The organism is Pseudomonas sp. LBUM1656, assembly GCF_059716065.1.
This window is the reverse complement of record NZ_CP166800.1, coordinates 2,381,342-2,407,570: the sequence shown is the minus strand read 5'-3', so window position 1 is coordinate 2,407,570 and position 26,229 is coordinate 2,381,342. Positions and strand designations below refer to the sequence as shown.

Sequence of the window (26,229 nt, the reverse complement as noted above, 5' to 3'; positions counted from 1 at the left end):
GGCCGCTCAACGACCGGCCACGGGCATTGTCAGCAACTGCAAGCGCTGGGCAATGGCGGCGGCCGGTGCATCGGGACGGATTTTGCTCCAGCGCTTGTTGGCCACGTCACCGACAATCAGCTGCGTCGAGTGCTGCTCGGGGGTCGGCACAATCTGGCCGATGCGCCCCAGTACAAGGTCCATTTGTGCCTTGTCGCCGGTGAGAAAAAGCCAGTGGGGGCCATCGACGCCCTGCTTCAAGGTGTAAGCCTTGAGTACCGCCGGCGTATCGCGCAGCGGATCACTGGTAAGGGAGATAAAGGTGATGCCGTCGGCCTTGTCGCCCAGTACCTCGCGAACTTCCTTGAGTTTCTGGGTGATTAGCGGGCAGGCATCGTTGCAACTGGTGAAAATCACGTTCAGCAGCACCACGCGGTTTTGCAGCGCATCACTGTAGAAGCGCAGCGTGTTGCCGTTCTGGTCCTGTAACGGCGTGTCGGTGAACCAGGTTTTCGCGTCCCGGGTCCCACTGGCCGGTTGCTCGGCGGCGGCCACCGCCGGTGCCGGCTCCTGGTGTCCTTCGTGGGAAAACGCCATAAAACTGATCACGCAAAAACACATCGTCAGGAAGATCAATGCGAGGGCTTTCATGGCTGATGCTCCATGGCAATGGCAGTGTGTTTGGCGTGGGCTTGGCGCTGGCCGCTGAGTTTCTCGACTTCACGTGTGAGCACCGCCGGGTCGGTAAATCCGTAATAACGCGTCCAGTGGCGGCTGTTGCCGTCACCGACGAGGATCAGCGGCTGATGGCTTTTGAAGTCACCGCTGAAAGAGCCGAGGCCCTTGAGGGTTTCGTTGATCGATTGCGAGCTGCCGGTCAGCCAGCTCCAGCCCGGCCCCTTCTGGAAGCTGCGGGCGTAGTCGTTGAGGCGCTTGGCGTCATCGCGCTGCGGGTCAATGCTGATCGACACCAGTTGCACTTCTTCGCCGACCCGGGCGCCGAGTTGCTTCTGCACCTTGCCCATGATCGAGGACACCACCGGGCACACCGTGGTGCAACTGGTGTAGATGAAACTCATGACCACGATCTTGTTGGTCACCAGATCCTTCTCGAGTCGCACCGGTTTGCCGTTCTGGTCCACCAGCGCGACGTCGGCGAATTTGACCTGGGCGCTCTCCGAACTGGCGCTTTTGGCCGGCATGTCGTGCCCGGCGTGTTCATCCGCCGAGTGCGCCAGGGCCTGGCCGATGCCGACGGCCAACAGGCAGAGCGTCAGCAGTCCACGGTGTGCGAATCGATTCATGTCGGTTTCCTCTTCAGTGGGCATCGCCGGGCAACACCCGAACGCTGGCAAAGGTCTTGTCATCGAAACTCGCGCCAAGGGACGCCGCGCGAACGTGCAGGTACCAGGCGCCGTTCTGGTCGAGGGTCACCGGGGCTTCGTAGATGCCGTTGCCCACTTCAAGGGCGGCGACGTGTTGGGCCCGGGAAGTCGGGGCGCGGAAGTAGCGCACCTGAACGTCCTTGACCCCGCTGCGCTGTGCCTTCTGCTGGCCCTGGACGATGCGAAACCGCACGGTGTAAGGGCTGCCGAGGGCGGCGGTGGATGTGTCGAGCATGAACTCGACTTTTGGCACGCCTGGGAGTTTTGCGAGGTTCTTGTCAGGCTCAACCAGCGCCGTGAAGCAATGGATGATGTTCGGTTGGTTGAGCAGGAACGCCACGTCGAAACGCCCGGCGACTGGAAGCTTGATCCGCGAACTGTAGAGCCCGGGCTCGATCTCGCGCAGGCTGCGGTCGATGACCATGGCCGCGCGGGCCACCTGCCCGCGATTGGGGTAGCCGGACATCGGTGCGTTCATGCCTTCGGCGTAGAAGTAAGTGGTGTTGTCCACCGGGTTGACCACGAACACCGCGTTGTCGTCCCGCGACACCGCCAGGCTTGAGGCCAACGGCAAATCACCGGCCAGCCGTGGCGCCTGAGGCCCGGCTTCGAAGCCCTGGCTGATTGGCGTGCGGCCTGCGCCCAACGACGAGAGATTGATCATGGTGACCTTGGCCGACGCCAGCCCGCGGATGTAGGCGTAGGCCTTGGTGAACACCACTTGGTAGGGTTCGGCGGACACGTCCAGTTCATGGATCATCGAATCGGTGGCCGCGTCGATCACCGCCGCCTGGTTTTCCAGGGTGTTGAGGGCGATGCCGAAACGCCCGTCCGCGCTGAACCCCATCGGGCCCAGGCCCTGCTTCATCTTGATCACCCGCCGAACCGCGAGGCTGGCGGTATCGACCACGGTCACAGTGCCGTCCTTGCCGTCGGCGACATACACCGCCTGGGACAGTGGTGAGTACGCGACCGAGAGCGGGTGCGAGCCGGTCTTCAGTTGTTTGCTGATGGTCAGGCTGGCGATGTCGATGATGCTCAGCGTGCCGTCATCGCGGTTGCTGACAAAGGCAAAACGGCTGTCTTTGCTGAAGGTGATTTCGTGGTGCCCGGCGCCAGTGGCCAGGTGTTTAAGCGGCTTGAGGCTGCGGGTGTCGATCACCGTGACCCCGGACTGCTCGGCGGTTTTGGCATTGTTGCCGACCCACAGCAGGCGCTCGTCCGGCTGCAAGGCCACGCGCACCGGGTTGCTGCCGGCGGCGACCGAGTCGATCATTTTGAACTGCTCGCTGTCGATCACCGCCACTTCATCGGCGGTCGGCATGGAGACGAACACCCGTTTGTTGTCCTTGGGCGTGGTCCAGTCCATCGGCGGTTTTTTGATGTCGATGCGCGCCATGGTGCTGGTGATACCGCCCACTGACACCGACGGATCGACCACCGAGACGCTGGCGTCGCGGTTCATCACCAGCAGGAAGTAGCTGTTCAGATCGAGCATCGGCCGTGCGCCGATGCTGGATTTCAGGAAGACTCCGACCCTGGCTTTGCAGCTCTGCTCGCGGCCCTGGGCCTTGTCGGCAGCGACAGTTTCCGGATCGAGCCAGGCACCAGGATTGACGCCAGACAATGGCTGTCCCGAGGCACTGTCGCTGACGCGGAACTGCACGTCGGCAAACTCGCCTTCACGCAACACGCCGTCCGCGGAAAGTGGCTTGACCTCAAGCGCCACCGAAACCCCGTCACGGGAGAGGTTCTGACTGCTCCAGGTGTCCGGTAGAGCGACCTGGCTCAGCAGGTTGGGCGGCGCGGTGCGCCAGACGCCGAAGCTGATCAGCGCGACCCCGACGGCCAGCACGCAAACGGCGAATCCGATAGTCCTGTTCATAACACTCTCCCCTTACAGATCTGTGCCTGCCTTGTCCCTTGTGGGAGCGGGCTTGCTCGCGATGGCTTCATTCGCCTCACCGCAGAAACCGAGGTGAATTCATCGCGAGCAAGCTCGCTCCCACAGGTGTTGCGCTCGCTTCCAGTCCTACGGTGCCGGTGCCGGCTCAGGTTCGTTGGTCACCCGCAGCAACCCCCAAAGCCCGGCGGTGTTGCCGTAGGCACCGTAGTCGCGGTACAGGTAATCGCCCGGTATCGCGTTGCTGCCCCCGGCGCTCGGGTGCATGAAGCTGAAGTGCGCCGCCGGCAGGATGCTTTCACGAGCGCCGATGTACATCGACATCGGGTTGTAGCCAAACCGCACCGACCCCACCCCTGGCGTGGACATCGGATAACCACCGGTATCGCTCTTCTCCGACTGGAACGGGTTGACCGACCAGACGTGACCGTCCAGTTGGAAGGTCGTGCCGCGACTGCCACCGCTCGGCATCATGATGTGGGTGCGGAACGGTTGCCCCGGTTTCACATACAGCACCGGTGTCTGAGGATCGCCCCCGATCAGCGCATTGCTATACGCCATATGCGCGTTAGGCACGTCACCGTAACCGGCACCGTCGGCGTGCCCGAACGGCGCGTCCGGCGCCAACCCGAAGCGGAACCAGATCGGCTCGGCCTTGTAGTTGATGGCCATGCTCGAGTTGTCCTGTGGATCGGTCGGTACACCGAACCCTTCGGCGGCAATGCCTTCCACCGGCCGACCATTGGCCCAGCGGATGTTCAGCGCTTTCTGCCAGACCATCGCAAAGTCGCGGTAAGTGGTCTGCCCTGGCGCCGTGACCGTTGCGTTGGTTTTACGCGCATCCTCAACCCAGGTTGCGCCCACCGGCAGGATCGTCATCGCCCCACCCAAGCCTTTCTGCGGTTGTTTGATGAGGTCCGCCGGGGTGATATTCAGTCCGCCGAACTCCACCGCCGTGGCGTTGATGTTGTCGACACTGCGGCCCAGTTGCGTGACCGGTTTACCTTCACGTTCCAGGTGCCCGGCGTAGTACTGATAAGTACGGGTCGGGTACGCGCCGCTGTTGCCGATGCGTGGTGGCACGGTCTGGATCGGGTTGGCGCCGACGTTGGTGCCATCGGATTTGGTGATGTCGTACGCCAGCAGTTGCGCGTGCAGACCCACGTGGCTCGACGGCCGCATCAGGTTGTTGGTGAAGATGGTCGAGCCCTGGCCATTGTTGCGATCACGCTTGACCAGCCCTTGCATCACGGCCGTCTGGGTCAGGTCGGGCATGATCACAGGCAAGCGGTTTTCCAGGGTGACGTTGATGCAGTCACCCGCCGCTGCGCGCAATACCAGCGGCTCCACCGGTACACCTGGTTTCATTTTGCCGGTGACCGGATCGAGGTCGGATTTGCGCACGTACAGGATCGCAGTCGGATCGTGCAACGGGCCGCTTTGACCACCGACGGTGATGGTTTCGCCATCTTCAGGATCGACCACGGTGACCTGCGGGATATTCACCGGACGCGAGTTGAACACCAGGGTGCCACCCGCCGGATTCAACGGCCCGCCCACGTGTTGCCCGATGCCGGCCGGATCGCCGATGGTCAGGTTCAACGGATTGCGCAGGATGTCGTTGGCCAGCGCCGCAACCACTTCATAGTTGCGTTGCACGGTCGGCCGGGTGCCGATGCCATTGGGGTTAGCGCTGATCCGAGGGCAGGAACCATCGAATGCCACGGTATTGCGCATGCCCGCTGGTTTAGGGTTGTTCGGCACGGCGAACAGATCGCTGCGCTGGGCCGTGTAGTTGCGCATCACGCCCCAGATACCGTTCCAGTAACCTTCAATCGAAGCGTCCATCGAGTACAGGTAGTCCCCCGTGGTCGCCGCCGAACTGGAGAGCATCGAGACCGGCGCATTGAAGCCCATCTGTTCGGAGATACCGACCATCTGCGACGCGCGCCAGCCGGAGTTGGAGCTGTTGCCGAAGCCGGAACCGCTTTGCAGCCATTTCACGCCGTGCAGGGTCACGTTGTGCTCTTCTTCGTGACCGCCGGCATGCACCCGCAGCCGCACGTTGTCACCGGTGTAGGTGCGCAACATCGGGGTGAACGGGTCACCCGGTTCCGCACCACCACGGTTGACGTGTGGCGGGAACAGGGTGGTGCCGCCGGTTGGGCCGGTGGCCGCGGTGACGAGGTTAGGCGCCAGGTTCATCGCCGGGATGGCGCGGTCGGTGCGGCTTTGCATGGCGTACGCCAGGTCGCCGCCGAGGCCGTCGGCCTGCATGCCGCGCTTGCCGTCCGGGCCGACCTTGTTCGGGTCGTACACCCGCAGGGCCAGCGGTTCGTTGCGGTAGTTGACCACGAACATGCCGGGGTCATCGACCGAGATCGCCTGTGGGCATGGCCGAGTCGGACAACCCGGCACCATGCCGCCCTGCACTTCGATGATGCCGTCGAGCAAGGTGCTGGCGTTGTTGCGCACCGGCGGATTGATCGCGTAGCGGAAGCTGTCCGCGGTGGCCGGGAAGGCTTGCGGATTAGGCACGCCGTTAGGACCGGCGCCCACATACACACCGGCTTCATAGGCGTGCTGGAAGTCGCTGTACTCGAGGAAGAACTCACGGAAGCTGTCGTTCTTGCCGTCGCCGTCGATGTCACCGGTCGAGATCACCGCTTGCCACGACGTCGGCCCGCCGTCCTGGCGCGCGCCGCTGTACAGCGGCTCGCCGGTTTCAGCGTGGAACCAGGTGGAACCGGCCGGTTCAGCCAGCACGGTGGCGTACAGACCAATCTGTTGGTGAGTCGATGGGCCGAGGTGGTCGTGGGTGAAAATGGTCCCCAGGCCACGGTCGACACCTTTGGCGTTCACCACCGGATCGACAAACCAGCGCTGCATCGCGGTGCGCGCACCCACCCAGTCGGCCCGGCCAAATTGACCGAAGTACGGGTGATTTTTGGCTTTCGGACAGGCCGGGGTGCCGTCCCGTGGGTCGGTGCCTTCGCATTGGTTGAACTCGCGAATGGCGTGGATGCGTTCTTGCACGGCCCCCGGGGAAAGCACGCCGTCTTCGTAGTTCCAGCCGTTGGCCGAACCGTCGGCCGCCGTCAGGTCCCATTTCGGCAGGTGAATGTGCTGGCCGATCACGTCGGTCGGCGTGCGCACCTGATAGTCGTCCATCTCATAGGTGGCCGGCACCAGGTTGGTTTGCTGGTATTGCACGCAGTCGAAGGTGTTCATGCGCATCACCAAAGGCTCTGGCGGACGCTGCTTGGTGATCACCGGCCAGGCGTCTTCCCACAGCGCCAGGATGCGCGCTTGCGGGAAGTGGTAGCCGACCTTGTTGTAGACCGCATCGAACTGGATGTTCGCCGCTTTGTAAACCCGTGGACGGTCGGCGGTGAACGTCGAGGAACCGGTGTAAGACATGCCGTCGACCCGTTCGCCGCTGGCAAACTCGCCGGTGCCGGCGCTGCTGGTCAGGCGTTTTTGCCGGTCATCCATGCACGGTTCGTAGTACGGCGCGCCGGCAATCGGCAAGGCACCGTTGGTGCGGAAGGCCTTCGCCACGATTTGATTACCGGGCAGCACGGCAAAACTTGGATGGTCTTTTTTGGCGTGGAAGGCCATGGCCGCCTGTTCGACTTCGGTGCCCTCTTCCGGCATGTAAATCGGTTTGGCGCGGGTCACTTCCTTGGAGAAATCCAGGGACGTGGTAATGGTGTTCGCCACGCCACCGGCGGAGAAACCGTCCAGGGAATGACGCCCCAGGCCGCCGTCCCAACCACCGGACGAAGCCGGGTCGAGGTTGGCCCACAAGGCGTTGCCACTGGTTTTCAAGGACTGAGCCTTGGCTGCGTCGAGCATGTCCAGCGGTGGGGTTGGTGGACGTTGGCCGACCGACGTTTCCATGCCGCCGATCCAGAACGGATAGCCAGGGTTTTTCAGGCTGCCGTCGGCATTGCGGTTGGCTTCGCTGCGATCCACCAGGGCCAGGGAACCGATGGCTTGAGCGCCGCCGCTGCCGCCGTGATGTTCGCCGTCGTCATCATCGTCGTCATCGTCGTCATCGTTAGCGGCAACCAGGGTTTCGCCGATTTTCGGCACCACCGCGACCTTGCCTGGCATCGGCGCCATGGCTTTGCCCGGCAACGGCACGACCGCAGGGATCGGTGTACCGGCAACGATTTCGCCATCGGGCAAGGCCCGGGCGCCCGCCGCCGGTTTGCCGCTGCGCAATGCGTAGGGCTCGCTGTGGTAACCGTCGGTGCCTTGTTGCGAGACTTCGAGTTTGGTGCCTTCTTCAAACACGTCGTGTACCCGCCACATGCTCCACATGCCTTGGGCAAAGTGCGGGTAGAAGTGGCAGTGGTAGATCGCATCACCGGCGACGCGGTTGCGGTTACCCGAACCGCCGTTGGCGATTTCATAGGTGTAGCCGGCGCCCGGACCGATGCCTTGGGCATCCACATAGTCGGAGTTGTCGTCGTTGGGGTTGAACAGCCACTGATGGCCGTGCAGGTGGAAAATGTGCTGCTCATGGCCGTTGTGGGTGTTGCGAAATTTGATGAAGTCACCGATGTAGCTGTGGTTGACGTTGGATGGCTCGGACGGATACAGCGCCATGGTCGCCTTGACGCCGATCTGGTCGGCGCGCGGGACCTGCCCCGGAAGAATGCCTTCCAGGCCGGCGTTGGCCGGTACGTCCACCAGCATCGCGACGTCGCCGACGGTGTGCGAACTGAGGAAAAATTCTTCATAGGCGCAGGACAGGCAATCGTGCATCGGCCCGACGCCCAACCGGTTGGCCACCACCTCGGCGCCCATGCCGCCGGAGCCGTAGTTGATCATGAACGAATCGCGGGTCGGCTCCAGCACGTGGGCCATCACCGGGTCCGCCCAATACGCGGGGAATGCCTGGGTTGCGGCGGTTTCATCCTGGAATTGCGAGGCGAAATCGCGGAACGGTTCCAGCCGATTCGGGATCGCCGGGTTGCGTTTGCCGACGGATTCCAGCGGATAGGTCGACGGCGGGAAGCTGCCGTCGGCGTTGCTGCCCATCACAATCGCGTCGCTTTCGCTGGAAATGATTTCATTGCCGTCGACCATGTTGATGATCGGCGTACCGGCCTTGCCTTCACGGATCCACGGCTCGCGCTGCGGGTAACGCGCCTGGTAATCGACGATCGGTTGACCGGCCGGCGTGCGGCCGGCGCTGGCCAGGCGCATCTCTTCTTCGGTCACGGTGTTGCGGTAGCTGCGGCCGCCCTTGGGCACCACCACCACTTGGCCGAACAGCCCGTTGGCAACGTTGCCCGCATCGCCTTCACCACCGAAGGTCGCACCACGGCTGCTGGCGGCGAACGCACCTTCGCGCTCAGCAAACAAGGTGTAGGAACGGGTGCCGCCGGGGGCGACCAGCGAATTGCCGTTGCGCCCGGTGTACGAGGCGATGTCGTCGATGCTGTTGACCGCTTGCATGCCGTTGACCTGGAAGCCGACATGGCGGTCAGCGACCTGCTCATCGACTTTCCAGTCGTCTATTGCACCGATTTCGACTTCACCCTCAATCTCGCCCTCTTCCTCTCCCCCGTCTTCGTGGCTGCCTGGGTTGGCCTGATACGCCAGCAGGTTCTGCAGGTTGATGGTCAGGCAGTCGCCGGCAGCCACACGCAACACCAAGGGGCGTGGACGCTTGTCGGGCCGCAGCGAGACTTTGCCCGGCACTGCCGCGCCGCCCTGGGCCAGGGACACATTATGATCGTCGACCACGTCGCGGCGCAGGGCGAACATCATGCCGTTGACGTTCTGCGCGCCGAGGCGGTTGAACATCAGCGGCTGATCCAGCGCCACGACGTTCGCCACCAGATTGCGCTCGCAACGCAGGGCCGCCTCCGCCAGCTCGATGCCGAACATCGACACCACCAACAGCGCAAATTTGAACAGGGACGGAGCGTACGGTATGCCGGTCATGATCACGGGCCTCGCTGTGGGTGCTCACAGGGAATAATTCTCGACAAATCCCCTTGAGCAATCCGCATGCCATAAAAAATTCAGTTATTTTTCAGCCATTTACAGCAACGATTTAATAACTCGGGGGATATACCCCATTTATTCCCCACTTTTCCGGGTGGATGCCAACCTCCACCCAACAACTCAAATCCCGTAGCAGCTGTCGAGCTTGCGAGGCTGCGTTCGGCTCGGGCCGCGTTCGGACGAAGCAGTCGTGAGATCCGGCAACGCGGTGTTTCAGGAAAACTTCGCGCGCAGGTATTACGACTGCTTCGTCCGAACGCGGCCCGAGCCGAACGCAGCCTCGCAAGCTCGACAGCTGCTACGGGGCGAATGCGGTCTTCGGTCGGTGGTACGGATCGGGTTGCCCCACATATGGGGGATCCCCCCCATCACAGCGGGGCATCCATGGCCAGGCCCTGCAAGCGGCGGTATTGGCGTAAGACACTGGGCACATAACGCTGGGTTTCGGCGAACGGCGGGATCACCCCGCCACGGCTCAGCACCGCTTGTGGCCCGGCGTTGTAGGCGGCCACGGCGAGGGTGATGTCGTTGTCGAACAAGGTCATCAGGCGCTTGAGGTATTTGGCGCCGCCCTGGATGTTGGCTTTGGGGTCATAGACATTCTTCACGCCCATTTCCCGCGCGGTATCGGGCATCAATTGCATCAGCCCACCGGCCCCTTTGGGAGAGGTCGCATCCGAGTTGTAGCGGGACTCTTCGCGGATGACGGCGTGCAACAACGCCGCCGGCAATTCGTTGGCCGTGGCGGCCGCCGAAACCAGCTCCGCATAAGGCTGTCTGGCAATCATCTGGGGCTGCTGATCGAGGCCGACCAGCGAGGATTGGGGCTCGTGAATGACCCGTTCATAGGTGCGGCCGGGACGGTGAACATTGGACAGCACGTAGCTGCCCTTGGCGTCCACGGAAACGAACACATCGGCCTGTGCGACGCTCGTCAGCAGCAAGCAGCCGAGCAGTCCTGTGGTGAGTGTTTTCATTATTTTGCCTCCCCTGCCCGGCCCCGAAAAATGGGGGTATTGCCCCAATGGCCGGTAGTAAACAAGCCATACGCAAGCACTGTGCCGAAAGCGCAAAGGCCCGTAATACAGGGGTTACAGAAGCATGTCCGGGGGTGAGCATGGCAATTGCATACGCCTTCAGGGCGACCCTTCTGCCGACTGTGTGAGGTCATCATGAATCAGCGTTTGCGTTCCGCCCCGCGTACCCAAAGCGGGTTCACCCTGCTCGAACTCTTAGTCGTACTAGTGGTGCTGGGGCTGTTGGCCGGCATCGTCGCGCCGAAGTATTTCGCCCAACTGGGCCGCTCCGAAGTGAAGGTGGCCAAGGCGCAAATCGAAGGCCTGGGCAAGGCGCTGGACCTGTACCGTCTGGAGGTCGGTCATTACCCGTCGACCGAACAGGGTTTGCAGGCGCTGGTCATTGCGCCCAGCGATGAAACCAAATGGACCGGTCCTTACTTGCAGAAAAAACTGCCGCAGGATCCGTGGGGCCGTAACTACAACTACCGCTACCCCGGCGAAAACGGCGAATACGATCTGCTGTCCATGGGCAAGGACGGCCAACCCGGCGGCGAAGGCGAAAACGCCGAAGTCACCAGCTGGCAATGACGGGGAGTGGCGACTATGCGCTTTCATCTCAAGGCAGTGGGCAAGGCCGGCGTGGTCTCGATGACCGTCGAGGCGCCCGGCCACAGCGAAGCCCGGCGTATCGTCGAAGACCAGGGCTTGCGGGTGGTCAGCCTGCACGTCGAACGGCACTGGCGCGCGTTGCGCCTTCGACAGCGCGAGACCTTCAACCTGGTGTTGTTCAGCCAGGAACTGACCACCTTGCTCAATGCGGGCCTGCCGTTGATCGATGCGCTGGAAAGCCTGGCGGAAAAAGAGAACGCGCCGCAGGCCCGTAAAACCTTGAGCGAACTGGTGCGCCTGCTTTATGAAGGCAAATCGTTTTCCCAGGCATTGGCCCAGTTGTCGGCGGTGTTCCCTCCGCTCTATGTGGCGCTGGTGCAGTCCAGCGAGAAGACCGGCGCCGTGGGCGATGCCCTGGGCCGCTATGTCAGCTACCGCCAGCGCATGGACGAGGTTCGGCAAAAAATCGTCAGCGCTTCGATCTACCCTCTGCTGTTGCTGGTGGTGGGCGGTGGCGTGGTGTTGTTCTTGATGGGTTACGTGGTGCCGCGCTTCAGCCTGGTGTTCGAAGGGTTGGGGTCGAATTTGCCGTGGCTGTCACAAGTGCTGATGAGCTGCGGGATGTTCCTGCACGCCCACCAGGGTGAATTCTTCGGCACATTGGGAGCGATTGTCGTCGCCCTCGGCTTCCTCCAGCGCCAACCGGCCTTTCGCCGGGGCGTTGACCGGGTGATCGAAAAACTGCCGGCGGTTCATCAACGCATCTTCATGTACGAACTGGCGCGCTTCTACCGCTCACTGGGCATCCTGCTGCAGGGCGGCATCCCCCTCGTCACGGCCATGGGCATGGTCCGCGGCCTGCTCACCCCCGCCTCCCGCGTGCGCCTCGACCAGGCGTGCGAGCGAGTGCGCGAGGGGCAATCGCTGTCGGCCGCGCTGGAACTCAATCACCTGGTGACTCCGGTGTCCCTGCGCTTGCTTAGAGCGGGCGAACAATCCGGCAACCTCGGCCAGATGATGGAGCGCAGCGCCGACTTCTACGACGAAGAAATCAGCCGCTGGATCGAATGGTTCGTGCGGCTGTTCGAACCGTTGCTCATGACCTTCATCGGCCTGCTGATCGGGGTCATCGTGATCCTGATGTACATCCCGATCTTCGAGCTGGCCTCGAGTATTCACTGACCCGCTGGAACGGGGTCGAGTCGTACCGTTCATCGTTCATCCACGTTGCAACTGAATTAATCGGCGCGCTGCGGTGTTCACCCAATGAATCGAGCAGCAAGTTGCATTGTTCATCAACGTTCCAACCTGAATAAGAAGACGGAGAACGACATGCACATCAACAAGCTTTTACTGGCAGTTGCTATTGGCGCAGTTCTGTCGGCGTCTACCGTATTGATACCGGACAGTTTGTCCGGGGTATCGAGTGCCCAGGCCAAGGATGGTGGTAGTGGCGGGGGTGGAGGTGGTTCTGGTGGCGGCGGTGGCGGAGGTCATGGCGGCGGTGGTTCTGGCGGCGGTGGCGGCGGTCACGGCGGCGGTGGTTCTGGTGGCGGTGGAAGCGGTGGCGGCGGCAACGGCGGTGGTCACGGTGGAAGCGGCAGTGGCGGCGGTGGCAATGGCGGCGGTCATAGTGGAAACGGCAGCGGCGGCAACAGCGGCAGCGGTCACAGCGGCAGCGACCATAGTTCGGGACATTCCGGCAACACCGCCTCATCCTCCTCCGGACGCAGCGGCACTCACTCCGAACCGGGTGACGATCACGGCGTCCATCGTTCTGGTGAAATCGGCGACGACCACGGCGTCCATCGCTCCGGCGAAATCGGCGATGACCACGGCGTCCATCGCTCCGGCGAAATCGGTGATGACCACGGCGTGCATGTCGGTGGCGAGCCAGGCGATGACAAACGGACCTGACAGTCACTGACCTTCAAAACTCCACAAATCCCCTGTGGGAGCGGGCTTGCTCGCGAAAGCGGTGGCTCATTCAACATAGATGTCGACTGAACCACCGCTTTCGCGAGCAAGCCCGCTCCCACACTGGATAGTGCAAACCACAAAACAGTGCTCTACAACCCACCCTCAACCCTATCCAGCCGCTCGCGCAAAAACTCGATCAACGCCTGCACCGGCCGCGAACTCTGACGGTGCTGCGGATACACCGCCGACAACGTCAGCGGTTGCGGACGAAACTCGTCCAGCACCGGCACCAGACGGCCCTCCTTCAGCGCCGAACCGACAATGAACGTCGGCAAATACGTAATCCCCATCCCGGCCACCGCCGCGTCCTTGAGCAACTCACCGTTGTTGACCCGCATCCTGCCCGTGACGTTGACGGTCAGCGGTTTGCCCTGCCCTTCAAAACGCCATTGCACCTGACGCCCGTGGCCATACGGCAAACAGTCATGGCTGTGCAAATCTTCAGGTTTGAGCGGCGTGCCGCGCTCGGCCAGGTAAGCCGGGCTGGCGCAGTACACGCGCTGGATGGAGGCGATACGGCGGGCGATCAGGGTCGAGTCCTCAAGGATGCCGATGCGCAACGCCAGGTCGTAGCCCTCGCTGAGCAAGTCCACCGGACGATCGCTCAGGTCCACTTCCACCGTCACATCGCGATAACGCTGCAAAAACAACGGCAGCAGACACCCCAGGTGCGCCAAAGCAAACGATAACGGTGCGCTCACGCGAATGGTGCCGCGCGGCTCGGTGGTCTGACCGGCGATGCCCTGCTCCACCTGCTCGACTTCACCGAGCAGGCGTAACGCCGACTCGTAATAACTCTGGCCCAGCGGGGTCACGTCCAGCCGCCGCGTCGAGCGATTGAGCAAACGCACGCCCAGGCGCTCTTCGAGCTGCATCAGGCGACGGCTGACGAACTGCTTGGACAGGCCTAATTGATCGGCGGCCGAGGTGAAGCTGCCGGAGTCCATGACCTGGCAAAAAATACGCATATCTTCGAACGGGTTCATTGTCACGCCTTGGTTGACAGTCAAACACTTTATAGCCGCTTTTTCCCTTGCTGGCACCCTATTAATCTGTGTTCCAACCCAACACCTGTAGGAGCTGTCGAGTGAAACGAGGCTGCGATCTTTTGACTTTGATTTTTAAAGACAAGATCAAAAGATCGCAGCCTCGTTTCACTCGACAGCTGCTACAGGGACCGAACACACAATTAAAAAGGAATTGACCATGAACATCGTCAACAAAACCCTGACCGCCTCCCTCCTCGCCCTCTCCATCGGCAACGCGTTCGCCGCCGGCAGCCCGGGCGTCGAACACAACACCCAGGCCTTCCTCGAAGCCCTCGCCGCCGGCGGTGGCAAGCCGCTTGAGCAACTGAGCCCAAAGGATGCCCGTGCGGTGCTGACCGGTGCGCAAAATTCGGTGAAGGTTGATCTGTCGGGTGTGGATGTCAGCGACCGGGCGATCAAGGTCGACGGGCAAACCATCAACCTGAAAATCGTCCGGCCGGCCAAGGTCAAGGTCAAGGGTGAATTGCCGGTGTTCATGTTCTTCCACGGTGGCGGCTGGGTGCTGGGCGATTACCCGACTCACCAGCGTCTGATCCACGATTTGGTGGTCGGCTCCGGCGCCGTCGCAGTGTATGTCGATTACACGCCGTCGCCGGAAGCGCACTACCCGACCGCGATCAACCAGGCCTACGCCGCGACCCGTTGGGTGGCCGAGCATGGCAAGGACATCGGCGTCGATGGCAAACGCCTGGCGGTGGCCGGCAACAGCGTCGGCGGCAACATGGCGGCGGTCGTGGCCTTGATGGCCAAGGAACAGAAAACCCCGGCGCTGCGCTTCCAGTTGTTGATGTGGCCGGTGACCAATGCGCAGTTCGACAGTGGCTCGTACCAGCAATTTGCCGAAGGCCATTTCTTGACCAAGGGCATGATGAACTGGTTCTGGGACAGCTACACCACGGACCAGGCCGAGCGCGCGCAGATCCATGCCTCGCCGCTGCAAGCCAGTGCCGAACAGCTGAAGGGCTTGCCCGCCGCCCTGGTGCAAACCGCCGAGTTCGACGTGTTGCGTGACGAAGGCGAAGCCTACGCCCGCCACCTCGACGCGGCCGGTGTGCCGGTCACGGCGGTGCGCTACAACGGCATGATCCACGACTTCGGCCTGCTCAACCCGCTGAGCCAGATTGCGGAAGTGAAAGCGGCGGTTCGCCAGGCGGCATTGGAGCTCAAGACGCACTTGAACTGAGCCCCTCCCCCTCGCCACACAGCAATGTGTGGCGAAGCTGCTTGCCCCTGTAGCAGCTGTCGAGCACCGCGAGGCAGCGTTCGGCTCGGTCCGCGCTCGGGCGAAGCAGTCGTGAAAACTGAATGCGCGGTCCTCCTGACAAACCGCGTTGCTTGATTTCACGACTGCTGCGCAGCCGAACGCTGCCTCGCGGTGCTCGACAGCTGCTACATGAATCGAAAGCGTTCTTTTAGTCGGAGTTTCCCCATGTCCTTTATCCTCGCCCATCTGCTGTCCTGGAGTGCCCTGCTGCTGGTGATCGACGCCGTGCTCTGGCACCTCGCGCCGTTCAAACACCGCGTCACGCGGGTTGGCGTGCGGCTCGCGCTGTTTGTGATGTTCAGCGCGCTGGTGATCAACGCCGGTGTGAGCCCGTTGCAGGCGCCGCTGCTGGCCGAGGACCGTGTCGCGCAATTGGGCGCCACGGCGTTGGGGATTCTCTGGTGGTTGTACGCCGCACGGGTGCTCACCGAAGTCATCGGCTTGGTGCTGATGCGTCGCATCGGTCACAGCGGTCGCCTGTTGCAGGACGTCATCGGTGCGCTGGTGTTTCTGATCGCCATCGTCGCGGCGGCCGGTTATGTGCTGGAGCTGCCGGTGAAAGGATTGTTGGCGACGTCCGGCGTCGTGGCCATCGTCGTCGGTCTGGCGTTGCAAAGCACCTTGAGCGATGTGTTTTCCGGGATCGTGCTCAACACCACCAAGCCGTATCAGGTGGATGACTGGATCATGATCGATGGCGTCGAGGGCAAAGTGCTCGACATCGACTGGCGCGCCACCCACCTGCTGACCAGCGCCGGCAGCACGGCCGTGGTGCCGAACTCGGTGGCGGCCAAGGCGAAAATCGTCAATCTCAGTCGGCCGAACAACATGCATGGCGTATCGATCAGCATCCAGGTACCCAACCACATTCGCCCGCGTCGGGTGCTGGATGCACTGGAGCGCACGCTTCAGGGCAGCAGCAGTTTACTGCTCACCCCGGCGCCGAAAGCAGTGCTCAAAGAGGCTGGCGAAACCATGTCCGAATACGTGGCCAGCGGTTTTATCACCGAGCTCGGAAAGAAAAGCGACGTGCGTAATCAGCTGTTCGACCTGGCGCATCGGCACCTCGAAGCGGCGGGGATTTCGCGGCAGATCGATGGCGTGATTGAGCCGACAACCCGCGCGCGGGCGTTGCTGGATGAAGTGAAAGTCTTCCGTTCCCTGAGCGAAGATGAGCGCGATCAGATGGCTCAGTCGATGGTTGCGCAGCAATACGCGGCCGGCCAAGTGGTGCTGGAATTGGGCGAAGTGCCGGACAGTTTGATGGTGATTGCAACCGGTGTGGTCAGCGCTACCGTGCCGGACGGCGCCGGGCAAACCGAAGCCGGACGAATGGGGCCGAGCGAGGTGATGGGTGAGCAAAGCATCCTCACCGACACGCCGTCCCAGGCCACCTTCACCACATTGACCTCGTGCATCATCTACCGGATCGACAAAACCCTGACCCGTGGCTGCATGGAGCGACAGGTTGAAGTGGGTCGGGCGTTGAACAAGCTGCAGGCGGTAAGGCAACAGAACAGCCGGTTGGCGTTGATGGCCAAACCGGTGCAAATCAAGAAAAGCGGTTTCCTGAGTTGGCTGCAAAAACGCCAATCGGTGTGACGGACCACACTGTTTCCTGTAGCAGCTGTCGAGCTTGCGAGGCTGCGTCCGGCTGCGAAGCAGTCGTAAAACCTGAGTGCGAGTTTTTTCTGACGCACCGCATTGTCTGAACTGACGACTGCTTCGCAGCCGGACGCAGCCTCGCAGGCTCGACAGCTGCTACAAAAGCTCATTCGCCAGAAAGAAAAATGCCCGCACAGTCGCGGGCATTTTTGTGGATCGCCGGGCTTACTTCGCAGTCAGCACCGAGTAGCTGTTCATCAGGTTGCGATAGTTCGGAATGCGCGGCGACAGCAGGTTCGCCAAGCCTTCCATGTCGTTGCGCCAGTCGCCTTGCAGCTCGCAGGCCACCGAGAACCAGTTCACCAGTTGTGCACCGGCCGCCGCCATACGGGCCCAGGCTGCTTGCTGCACGGTTTCGTTGAAGGTGCCCGAGGCGTCGGTCACCACAAACACTTCAAAACCTTCCGCCAGCGCCGACAGCGTCGGGAACGTTACGCACACGTCGGTCACCACACCGGCGATGATCAGTTGCTTGCGGCCAGTCGCCTTGACTGCCTTGACGAAATCTTCGTTGTCCCAGGCATTGATCTGGCCTGGACGCGGGATGTATGGCGCGTCCGGGAACAGTTCTTTGAGCTCAGGCACCATCGGGCCGTTCGGGCCGTTTTCGAAACTGGTGGTGAGGATGGTCGGCAGTTTGAAGAACTTGGCCAGGTCCGCAAGGGCCAGCACGTTGTTCTTGAATTCGTTCGGCGAGAAATCCTGGACCAGCGAGATCAGGCCCGTCTGGTGGTCGACCAACAGGACAACGGCATCGTCTTTGTTCAGGCGTTTGTACGGAACGTTGCTCATGTGAAACTCCTCGATGGATGGGTATTACGCAGGGCGCCGACGCGCTGCATCGGCGCTGATTGTGATTGTCAGAACGCGAAGCACGAGCAGCCGAACGCGCCCCAGAAACCGGCGAAATCGCTGACCGGCGCGTTCGATAAACGGGCCTTTTCATGACTGTGGGAATGCACGCCGCACGGCCCGCTGCAATGGTGAACCTGCGCCTGCATCGGCGACGTCGGACGCCAGTGACCCGGCACCTTGACCACCGGCGACCAGTCCGGCAGCACCGGCACGCTGGCAGGTCCGAGTTTTTCGAAATCTCCGGCGGCGTACACCACCTTGCCGCCAACCACGGTCAACACCGATTCGATCCACTTGATCGCTTCTTCATCGACGCTGAAAAAGTCCGCGCTCAGGGCCGCCAAGTCAGCCAGTTGGCCGACCTTGATCATGCCTTTCTTGCCCTGCTCGGAAGAGAACCAGGCGCTGCCGTGGGTGAACAGCTCCAGCGCGGTCTGCCGCGAAAGCCCCTCGGCATGCAGTTCCAGCCCGCCGACAGTGCGACCGCTGACCATCCAGTACAGCGAGGTCCACGGGTTGTAACTGGACACTCGCGTCGCATCGGTGCCGGCACCAACCGGTACACCTTCGGCCAACATGCGCTTGATCGGCGGCGTGGCTTCGGCGGCTTTGGCGCCGTAACGCTCGACAAAATATTCGCCCTGAAACGCCATGCGATCTTGAATCGCGATACCACCACCCAGCGCCCTCACCCGCTCGATGTTCTGCGGCGTGATGGTTTCAGCATGATCGAAAAACCACGGCAAACCGTTGAACGGAATGTCGCGGTTGACCTTCTCGAACACGTCGAGCATGCGGCTGATGGATTCGTTGTACGTGGCGTGCAAACGGAACGGCCAGCGCTGCTCGACGAGGTGGCGGACCACCGGTTCCAGCTCGTCTTCCATGGTTTGCGGCAGGTCCGGACGCGGCTCTAGGAAGTCCTCGAAATCCGCCGCCGAGAACACCAGCATTTCCCCGGCGCCGTTGTGCCGCAGGTAATCGTCGCCCTGATGCAGGGTCACGCTGCTGGTCCAGTTCTTGAAGTCGGTCAGCTCTTCTTTCGGCTTCTGCGTGAACAGGTTGTAGGCGATGCGAATGGTCAGTTGCTGGTCCTTGGCCAACTGCTCGATCACCTGGTAATCGTCGGGATAATTCTGGAAACCGCCGCCGGCATCGATGGCGCTGGTCAGGCCGAGGCGATTGAGTTCGCGCATGAACTGGCGGGTCGAGTTGACCTGATACTCCAGCGGCAACTTCGGCCCCTTCGCCAGCGTCGAGTACAAAATCATCGCGTTGGGACGCGCCACCAGCATGCCGGTCGGCTCGCCGTTGCTATCGCGCACGATCTCGCCACCCGGCGGATTCGGCGTGTTGCGGGTGTAACCGGCCACGCGCAACGCGGCGCGGTTGAGCAAGGCGCGGTCGTACAAATGCAGGACAAACACCGGTGTGTCCGGCGCGGCCTGATTGAGTTCTTCGAGGGTCGGCATGCGCTTTTCGGCGAACTGGAATTCGTTCCAGCCACCGACCACGCGCACCCATTGCGGCGTGGGCGTGCGATCGGCCTGGTCCTTGAGCATGCGCAAGGCATCGACCACCGACGGCACGCCCTCCCAACGCAGTTCGAGGTTGTAATTCAGACCGCCACGGATCAGGTGCAAGTGCGAGTCGTTGAGGCCGGGGATGACGCAACGGCCCTTGAGGTCGATGACCTGGGTGCCCGAGCCGCGCAGGGCCATGGCGTCGGCATCGGTGCCGACCGCGACGAAGCGACCCTCGCTGATCGCCACCGCACTGGCGCGTGGGTTTTCACGGTCAACGGTATGGAATTGGCCATTGAATAAAATCAGATCGGCGTTCATCGCGTTTCCTTGGAAGGAGTGGAATGGGACAGCCAGGGCGCGAACAGACGCGTCGCCATCGGCATGAACAGGTACACCACCGAGACGACGATGGTCAGCGTGATCAGAAACGTGGCGATCACGTAATTGGACAGGATGGTGTTGAGTTGCAGCAGCGGGCCCCAGAGCAGCGGCACCAGCAAGGTGTGCGGCAGAATCACCAACAACGTCACCACGGCCTGTTTCCAGCGCGGCGGAGGTGGCGAAGCAGCGTCGGCTTGCGGCGCGAACCAAAATTCATTGACCGGGTTGACCTCGGTCTGGTCGCCATCAGCGAGCATCGGCGTGGCTTCGTTGACCAGTGCCAGACGTTGCGGCGAATCGAGCCAGTGCTGCATCGCCTCGGTGGTGCAAAAGCGCAGCACGCAGGTGTACATGTCGAGGCCGGCGTTTTTACCGCGCATCACATCCACGCCCAAATGCCCGTCCTGCTGCCCGGCGATGCTGACAATGTTGCGCAACCAGGCTTCGTAGGGCACTTCAAAACCGGCCTTGACCCGGTGCTTGATCACCAGGGTCACGACTTCCTCGAAACGATTGGATTCAGGCATAACGCAAAGCTCCGGCGAATCGGACATTGAGCGCCAGCCGTCCTGGCCCGGCGATAAAAAGGCTGGTGAACACAATCAACAGCAGCCAGCCGAACTGCCCTTCGTCGAGGCTCCATTGCGCATGCACCACCAGCAGCGCGACCAGCAACACCGACAAAATCGGCAGGCACGCCAAGCGCACCAACACCCCGGCGATGATCAGCAACGGGCACAGCACCTCGGTAAAAATCGCCAGCAGCAGCGTGACGTTCGCACCCAGGTGGAATGGGTCTTCGATGACTTGCAGTTGAGCGCTGTAGTTAAGCAGCTTCGGCAAACCGTGCACCCACAGCAGAAACAAACCGCCACTGACCCGTAGAAAAAGCAGCCCGAAATCCTGGGCCCGTTCATCCCATCGCGACGTATTCATGGGCTCACCTGCACAAATGAAAAACTACCGGCGTCGTTGCGCCGGAACTTCATTTGATAGTGCCGGTGTGGGGGCGGAAAAAATTGGATATACGTGCTCTTTTTGCGACGTGCTCCAATCTGCAATCCACCGAAGATCCCTGTGGGAGCGGGCTTGCTCGCGAAAGCGGAGTGTCAGTCAACATCATTTTCTATGACCCACCGCTTTCGCGAGCAAGCCCGCTCCCACAGGGAACTTTCATTGCTGGAAGGTTTCTGTCAGGCACAAAAAACGGCCTCTACCGAGACCGTTCTTTTCAATGGATCGAAACCGCGGGTAATGACGCTGGCCCTGATTAAGGAGTGGCCCTAACGGTATATTCACGGGCATCAAAGACCACCGCCGTCGCGGGTTCCGGAACCTGATCCATATTGACACTGAAGCGAATGGACAATTTGCTGCCATCTTTCAATTGCTGCAGATAGCTGTACGCAATTGTAAGTCTGTAGCTATTGGACGTGGCCCAACTCCGATAAACCGTGTTGTTCGTGCCGGTCCATAGGGTGAGGTTGTGGACGCCGCTGGCGTTCTCGCCCTTCAGATCCAGCCAGACACGTTGTCCAGTGGCAATATGCGGCCAGCCGCCAAACTGGAGAGTTGCACCCTCTATTACGTCTTGCAGAACCAAAACGCTTGTACCGTTGGCCTGGGTAATCACCGGAGCAACAAACGCAGCCGCCGGAAGATTGAGTACGTTGACCGGAAACGGTTGCGAGGTCACCGGAGGCGATACGCCACGTTCATAGGTGAAGGAAATCTCCACCGTTTTACCCAGGCTAAACGCCACCAATGAAACGCGCAGCGGTATTTCCATAGGACCCGTACTGACAGCCACGAACGTGTTCGTAATCTGCGAACCCGCCGCTGGCGTACCTCGCGCGGCGGTCCAGGTCACCCTGATCCTGTCGGAGGGTCGAATGTCGTAGTTCACCACTACGGTAAGACTTTGCGTGACTGCTAGAGGATCCAGATTAAAGTTATCGGCCGATTCTTTGATCCACAGCTGACGATCTTGCTTCACCGCGTTGATCGTCCATCGGTTGGACACATCACCATTGCCGTACAAGGCTTGGGCCGTGAATACGTGTAATCCTTCAGTCAATCCGGTCACCCGGTGGTTCCAACTGCCGGAATCCGCCCTGACCGTACCTTGCGGGGTTGGCCCGTCATGGATTTCTACCTCTTCGCCCTCCATGGCAGTACCTTCTATCGTCACGCTGGCGTGCACGGTATCCCCCCCATCATCGATGTCCTGACCGAGAGGATCTTTCACAGACAAAATCACCGGGGGTACCGATGCGTTTGTTCCGACGATGTAGTTTCGTGGCGCAAACTTCAGAGCCGAAGCTACATCCTGGTTGCCATCCAAAGTCGCCATGAACTCCAATATCAATAGGCTGCCACCCCTGAGTCCCTTGAGCGGGGCGCCGTCATGGTTTTGCGCGTGAAAGCCTCTAAGGATAAAGGGCTGATCGACTATGGTGCTCGGCCAGTACAGGACGTCGAAAGCGCTGCCGTTGGCGTTAGTGCCTCTGAGCCGCAGACAGAATTTTTGATCGTAAGCAATCAGAGGCCATCCGTTTATCCGCAGGGTGAATTCAGTCAGATTATTCACATCCAGTACCAAACCTTCGCCAGCGTTGTCCGCCTGCGGAATAAACGGTCTGGGCAAATCGCCTTGTGCCAGGGGCAGCACATACAAAATCAAGGGCTGCGAGGTTTGGGGCTCCGAATCACCGCTGATGACGGTGTAGGTCAGCATTACTGTCTGGCCCAGATTGTAGGTCACCAGCGAATTGGGAATTCGAAGCTCCATGGGACGTGTGTTACCGACCGGGACGAAGTCCGAGGTGTATGAACCTTCAGCCGGAGTGCCCGGCGCCCCCTGCCACCTCACGCTGATCCGGTCCGTGGGTTGCATTTCATAGTTCACAACCACAGTAAGGGTGTGCCTGACCGGCACGGGATTCAGTAGGGTGAAGGCCGGGTTTTCCTTGATATGCGGGGGCGGCAGGTCGTTGGTGAGCACGGTAACCGGACTATTCATCATTCATTCTCTGTGCGTGATTGACCTCGCCCCCTTAGGGTGCTGGCCTATCTCACACCGGATAGAGAACATCCGCTACTGTCAGAACTTACAGGTCGACCGCTTTTACCGACGAATGGTATGAGGACCAGACATAAAAAACGGCCCCTGCCGAGGCCGCTGTTTCAATCAGAAGCTACCGAGGATCAACACTGTCCAGCGCCCGATTCACCGCCAGCTCAGCCAGCATGATGACCTGCTGAATGCCCAGCATCGCATGCCGCTGCGGCCCCTCCAGATGACCCGCAAAATCACTGGCCAGCACACTCGCCGACGCCAGAGATTCGCAAGCGTGGGCCAACAGGCTTTCGTTATCGATATCGGGGGCGATGATGAACATTGTGCTGGGCTTCCTGATGACGGGGGCTTTCAGGGCAGACGGATTGAGGTAGTGATCCAATGCGCGGTCAGCGGCTTCGTTGAGTTTTTTTGGATCGAGGGGATCGTAGGGGGAAACGTCGTCGGCTTCCGGGGGATTGGGTGTGGCTTTGAACATGGTGAATCTCCGTTATACCTGATGGAACCACCAGCACCTGTCGCTAAACAAGTAAGGGTGGCGGCTGTACGCAGGTTAGCGAACCGAGAGGTATAAGACCCGGCAGACCCGAGGGCCTCCCGCGCACAGCCACCATATCGAAACTGCAGACATGGAACGCCTGCAATAAGAGGGAGCGTTGTTGCGCTTATACCTGTTCAGGTCGCTAAACCCGATCGCTGATTGGCAGCGATGCGGAAACGATAAAGACCAAGGTCAAAGCACACAAGCCGGCGGATTCTGGCGCAGTCGTAGGCAACGGCGCAAGGATCTGTAGCTTTCAGGACGTAACGTTAAACACCATTAAACACAGCCCTCGAATCATCACATTTCCCCTGTGGGAGCGGGCTTGCTCCGGGCGGCGTTCCGACGATGGCAATGGATCAGCCAACATCAATGCTGAATGACACACCGCCATCGCGAGCAGGCTCACTCCTACAGTGGAATGGTGTGTACCTGAAAGAGACTGGTCGGCTTTTAGGCCGCCTTCGCGGGCAAGCCCGCTCCCACAATTGATCGGCGTAAACCTCGCGCTTCTCACCACTCAACAGGCCGAGCGTTAGCTCGCCTGCAGCTCTTGATCTGGCTTTTGATTTTGATCTGCCCGCCCCTTCGGCAGGCCGAGTGGAGGCGTTCATCTGGGGGGTGGGCGCGAAGCGCCGTGCGGCGAAGCCGCACACATCGAGAGGAGGTTGAAGCGAAGCCAACCGGAGGCGATGCCCCCAGATGAATGCCGGAGCGAGGGTACGCCGAGCCTAGGCGAGGGGCCGTACGCTGGGGCGAAGCGTTTTGGTTCCTTTTGGGCGTTTGCAAAAGGGACTCGCCGTAAGGGCGAAACCATAAGTGGCCGTTACCGCAGGAATGGATATGTACACCTGAAATAGATTAGTCGGCTGTCAGGCCGCTATCGCGAGCAGGCTCACTCCCACAGTTGGATGGGGCACAGAAAGGGGAACTTGGTCGGCCCGAAGGCCGCCACGTTCAAGCCGAAACCGGCAAAGGCCTCGACATGAAATCACTGATCCGCGACCGCAACCACCGCTCCGCCGGATCATTGTCATGCACCCCACTCCAGGCCATCGACAACTGCGCCGCATCAATGGGAAACGGCGGATCCTCCGCCCGTAACGCACACCCTTCAACCAACGCACATGCCGCATAATCCGGCACCGTGGCAATCATCTCGGTCCCGGCCAGCAACGCCCGCAACCCGCTGAACTGCGGCACGCCCAATACCACGCGGCGGCTGCGTCCGACCTTGGCCAGATCCAGATCGATGTTGCCGCTCAGGTCGCCCGAGAACGACACCATGGCATGCGGTCGTTCGCAGTATTCGTCGAGCGTCAGCGTCCCCGGTCGCTTGTCCCCGCGCAGCACTTTGCAGGGAATGTCCCGCAACTTCTTGCACTTGGCATTCGCCGGCAGATCCGTGGTGTAGCTCACCCCCACGGAAATTTCCCCAGAGGCGAGCAATGCCGGCATCAACAGATAGTTGGCGCGCCGCACCACCACCACGATCCCCGGCGCCTCTTCCTGCAATTGCCGCAACAACGGCGGAAACAAACCGAACTCGGCATCGTCCGACAGCCCAATGCGGAACACATCGCAACTGGTCGTCGGGTCGAATTCCTTGGCGCGACTGACCGCCCCGGAAATCACATCCATCGCCGGTTGCAGCTCCTTGAGAATCGCCAGCGCCCGCCCCGTCGGCTCCATGCCGCGGCCATTGCGCAGCAACAACGGATCGTCGAACAGATCCCGTAACCGCCCCAGCGCCGCACTCACCGCCGGTTGCCCCATGAACAGTTTTTCGGCCACACGGGTCAGGTTCTTTTCGAACATCAACGCTTCGAAAATCACCAGCAGGTTCATGTCGACGCGACGCAGATCGTTACGGTTCATAGGCACGGTTTCCTTGTGTGTTCAGCCGGGGACTTTACTCGATCAGCGGTACTTTGGCCGCACGTTTGTAAGGACCGTATTCGACCGGCACCCACTGAAAGTGCTTGCCCTCTACGGCGATGTGGCCGATGCCCGGAAACGGCAAGTGCGCCGCCGTCACCCAGGTCTTGCTCGCCGCCGCAGCGCTGAACACCTTGGCGCGGCTCTTGATTGCCTGCTGGCTGTTGACGTCAAAACCGATCGACACTTGCGGATGCTCGAACTGCACCGCAAGGTTATGCACCAGATCGCCCATGAACAGAATGCTCTGGCCCTGCGAGGTGAAACGGTACGTGGTGCTGCCCGGCGTGTGCCCGCTTTCCAGCTCGGCCTCGACCACGCCCGGCACCGGCGACTGGCCGGCGGCGAAGGTCTTGAAACGCCCTTCGGCCACATACGGTGCGGTCGAGTCCTGGGCGATTTTGAAGTACGGCCTGGCGCCCTCGGGGGCCTTGGCGAGGGCCTGCGGATCCAGCCAGTAATCGGCCTCTGCCTTCGCCGCAAAGACCGTGGCGTTGGCAAAAATCGGTTTCTGTTGACCGTCGACCAGCCCGCAGACGTGGTCCAGGTGCAGGTGGGTCAAGAGGATCGTGTCGACTTGTGCAGGCTCGTAACCGGCCGCTTTTATGTTGTCCGAGAGCATGCCGGCCGTTTCGCCGATGCACTGGCCGGCGCCGGTGTCTACCAGGATCAGTTGTTTGCCGGTGTTGATCAGAAAGGCGTTGAACGCAGTCTGCACGCCTGGCGTTTCAATCGAGCGACGGGCCAGCAGCGCGCGGATCTGACTCTGGGTCAGGCCCTTGAGCAGTTTGGGCGACAGGTCGTTGTAGCCATCGAACAGTGCCGTGACTTCGTAATCGCCCACCGCCAGGCGGAAGTAGCCCGGCACTTGGGTGCCGACCTGCGCCGGAGCCTGAGCCTGAGCCGAGGCAATACCGGACGCCAACGCAACCGCGAGCCCCAGCGCGCAAACCAGAGAATGTTTCATGCCTTCACCCTTGATCGAGTCAGAAAAGCGGCGAGGTAAACGCCGCCAGATGACGTCGATTG

19 protein-coding genes are annotated in these 26,229 nt (G+C 61.2%); 5 read left to right on the top strand and 14 right to left on the bottom strand.

Annotation, left to right across the window (positions count from 1 at the left end):
• Positions 1-6: 6 nt before the first annotated feature.
• The 5 genes from ACA072_RS10885 to ACA072_RS10865 all read right to left on the bottom strand — a co-directional run bounded on the left by ACA072_RS10885 (position 7) and on the right by ACA072_RS10865 (position 10,271).
• Positions 7-630 (bottom strand): SCO family protein, encoded by a 624-nt coding sequence (locus ACA072_RS10885; RefSeq protein WP_497624290.1) that lies wholly within the window; start codon positions 628-630, stop codon positions 7-9.
• On the bottom strand, positions 627-1,283 hold the full coding sequence (locus tag ACA072_RS10880) for an SCO family protein (RefSeq protein ID WP_497624289.1): 657 nt from the start codon (positions 1,281-1,283) through the stop codon (positions 627-629). The genes ACA072_RS10885 and ACA072_RS10880 overlap by 4 nt, the downstream gene beginning before the upstream one ends.
• Positions 1,284-1,296: 13 nt before the next feature.
• Complete coding sequence (locus tag ACA072_RS10875) at positions 1,297-3,249, bottom strand: YncE family protein (protein WP_497624288.1); 1,953 nt, start codon at positions 3,247-3,249, stop codon at positions 1,297-1,299.
• Positions 3,250-3,396: 147 nt separating this feature from the next.
• The gene (gene mnxG, locus ACA072_RS10870; protein WP_497624287.1) at positions 3,397-9,231 is read right to left on the bottom strand and encodes a manganese-oxidizing multicopper oxidase MnxG; all 5,835 of its coding nucleotides are present in this window, start codon (positions 9,229-9,231) and stop codon (positions 3,397-3,399) included.
• A gap of 431 nt (positions 9,232-9,662) precedes the next feature.
• Positions 9,663-10,271 (bottom strand): lytic transglycosylase domain-containing protein, encoded by a 609-nt coding sequence (locus ACA072_RS10865; protein ID WP_131059650.1) that lies wholly within the window; start codon positions 10,269-10,271, stop codon positions 9,663-9,665.
• A gap of 195 nt (positions 10,272-10,466) precedes the next feature.
• On the opposite strand from ACA072_RS10865, the gene gspG reads away from it, so the two are divergent.
• From gspG to ACA072_RS10850, 3 genes are all read left to right on the top strand, one after another.
• On the top strand, positions 10,467-10,901 hold the full coding sequence (gene gspG / locus ACA072_RS10860; RefSeq protein WP_462026603.1) for a type II secretion system major pseudopilin GspG: 435 nt from the start codon (positions 10,467-10,469) through the stop codon (positions 10,899-10,901).
• A gap of 15 nt (positions 10,902-10,916) precedes the next feature.
• Positions 10,917-12,104 (top strand): type II secretion system F family protein, encoded by a 1,188-nt coding sequence (locus ACA072_RS10855; RefSeq protein ID WP_497624286.1) that lies wholly within the window; start codon positions 10,917-10,919, stop codon positions 12,102-12,104.
• 150 nt (positions 12,105-12,254) lie between these two features.
• Positions 12,255-12,839 (top strand): hypothetical protein, encoded by a 585-nt coding sequence (locus tag ACA072_RS10850; protein WP_497624285.1) that lies wholly within the window; start codon positions 12,255-12,257, stop codon positions 12,837-12,839.
• Between the two features lie 152 nt (positions 12,840-12,991).
• On the opposite strand, the gene ACA072_RS10845 is transcribed toward ACA072_RS10850, so the two are convergent.
• Positions 12,992-13,888 (bottom strand): LysR family transcriptional regulator, encoded by an 897-nt coding sequence (locus tag ACA072_RS10845; RefSeq protein WP_461958234.1) that lies wholly within the window; start codon positions 13,886-13,888, stop codon positions 12,992-12,994.
• Between the two features lie 220 nt (positions 13,889-14,108).
• On the opposite strand from ACA072_RS10845, the gene ACA072_RS10840 reads away from it, so the two are divergent.
• Both ACA072_RS10840 and ACA072_RS10835 read left to right on the top strand, forming a co-directional pair.
• The gene (locus ACA072_RS10840; protein WP_497624284.1) at positions 14,109-15,134 is read left to right on the top strand and encodes an alpha/beta hydrolase; all 1,026 of its coding nucleotides are present in this window, start codon (positions 14,109-14,111) and stop codon (positions 15,132-15,134) included.
• 246 nt (positions 15,135-15,380) lie between these two features.
• Positions 15,381-16,817 (top strand): mechanosensitive ion channel domain-containing protein, encoded by a 1,437-nt coding sequence (locus ACA072_RS10835; protein WP_497624283.1) that lies wholly within the window; start codon positions 15,381-15,383, stop codon positions 16,815-16,817.
• A 228-nt stretch (positions 16,818-17,045) separates the two neighbouring features.
• Here the strand turns inward: ACA072_RS10835 and ycaC are convergent, their stop codons facing one another.
• The 8 genes from ycaC to ACA072_RS10795 all read right to left on the bottom strand — a co-directional run bounded on the left by ycaC (position 17,046) and on the right by ACA072_RS10795 (position 26,167).
• Positions 17,046-17,672 carry an isochorismate family cysteine hydrolase YcaC gene (gene ycaC, locus ACA072_RS10830; protein WP_497624282.1) on the bottom strand — a complete coding sequence of 209 codons (627 nt, stop codon included), beginning with the start codon at positions 17,670-17,672 and terminating at the stop codon, positions 17,046-17,048.
• A gap of 68 nt (positions 17,673-17,740) precedes the next feature.
• On the bottom strand, positions 17,741-19,579 hold the full coding sequence (locus ACA072_RS10825) for an amidohydrolase (RefSeq protein ID WP_497624281.1): 1,839 nt from the start codon (positions 19,577-19,579) through the stop codon (positions 17,741-17,743).
• On the bottom strand, positions 19,576-20,169 hold the full coding sequence (locus tag ACA072_RS10820) for an antibiotic biosynthesis monooxygenase (protein WP_497624280.1): 594 nt from the start codon (positions 20,167-20,169) through the stop codon (positions 19,576-19,578). The genes ACA072_RS10825 and ACA072_RS10820 overlap by 4 nt, the downstream gene beginning before the upstream one ends.
• Positions 20,162-20,578, bottom strand: a complete 417-nt coding sequence (locus tag ACA072_RS10815) for a DoxX family protein (protein WP_497624279.1) — start codon at positions 20,576-20,578, stop codon at positions 20,162-20,164. The genes ACA072_RS10820 and ACA072_RS10815 overlap by 8 nt, the downstream gene beginning before the upstream one ends.
• Positions 20,579-20,912: 334 nt before the next feature.
• The gene (locus ACA072_RS10810; protein WP_497624278.1) at positions 20,913-22,667 is read right to left on the bottom strand and encodes a hypothetical protein; all 1,755 of its coding nucleotides are present in this window, start codon (positions 22,665-22,667) and stop codon (positions 20,913-20,915) included.
• A gap of 172 nt (positions 22,668-22,839) precedes the next feature.
• The gene (locus tag ACA072_RS10805) at positions 22,840-23,199 is read right to left on the bottom strand and encodes a DUF6124 family protein (protein WP_497624277.1); all 360 of its coding nucleotides are present in this window, start codon (positions 23,197-23,199) and stop codon (positions 22,840-22,842) included.
• Positions 23,200-24,219: 1,020 nt separating this feature from the next.
• Positions 24,220-25,140, bottom strand: a complete 921-nt coding sequence (locus ACA072_RS10800; RefSeq protein ID WP_497451076.1) for a LysR family transcriptional regulator — start codon at positions 25,138-25,140, stop codon at positions 24,220-24,222.
• A 34-nt stretch (positions 25,141-25,174) separates the two neighbouring features.
• On the bottom strand, positions 25,175-26,167 hold the full coding sequence (locus ACA072_RS10795) for an MBL fold metallo-hydrolase (RefSeq protein ID WP_497624276.1): 993 nt from the start codon (positions 26,165-26,167) through the stop codon (positions 25,175-25,177).
• Positions 26,168-26,229: the final 62 nt, after the last annotated feature.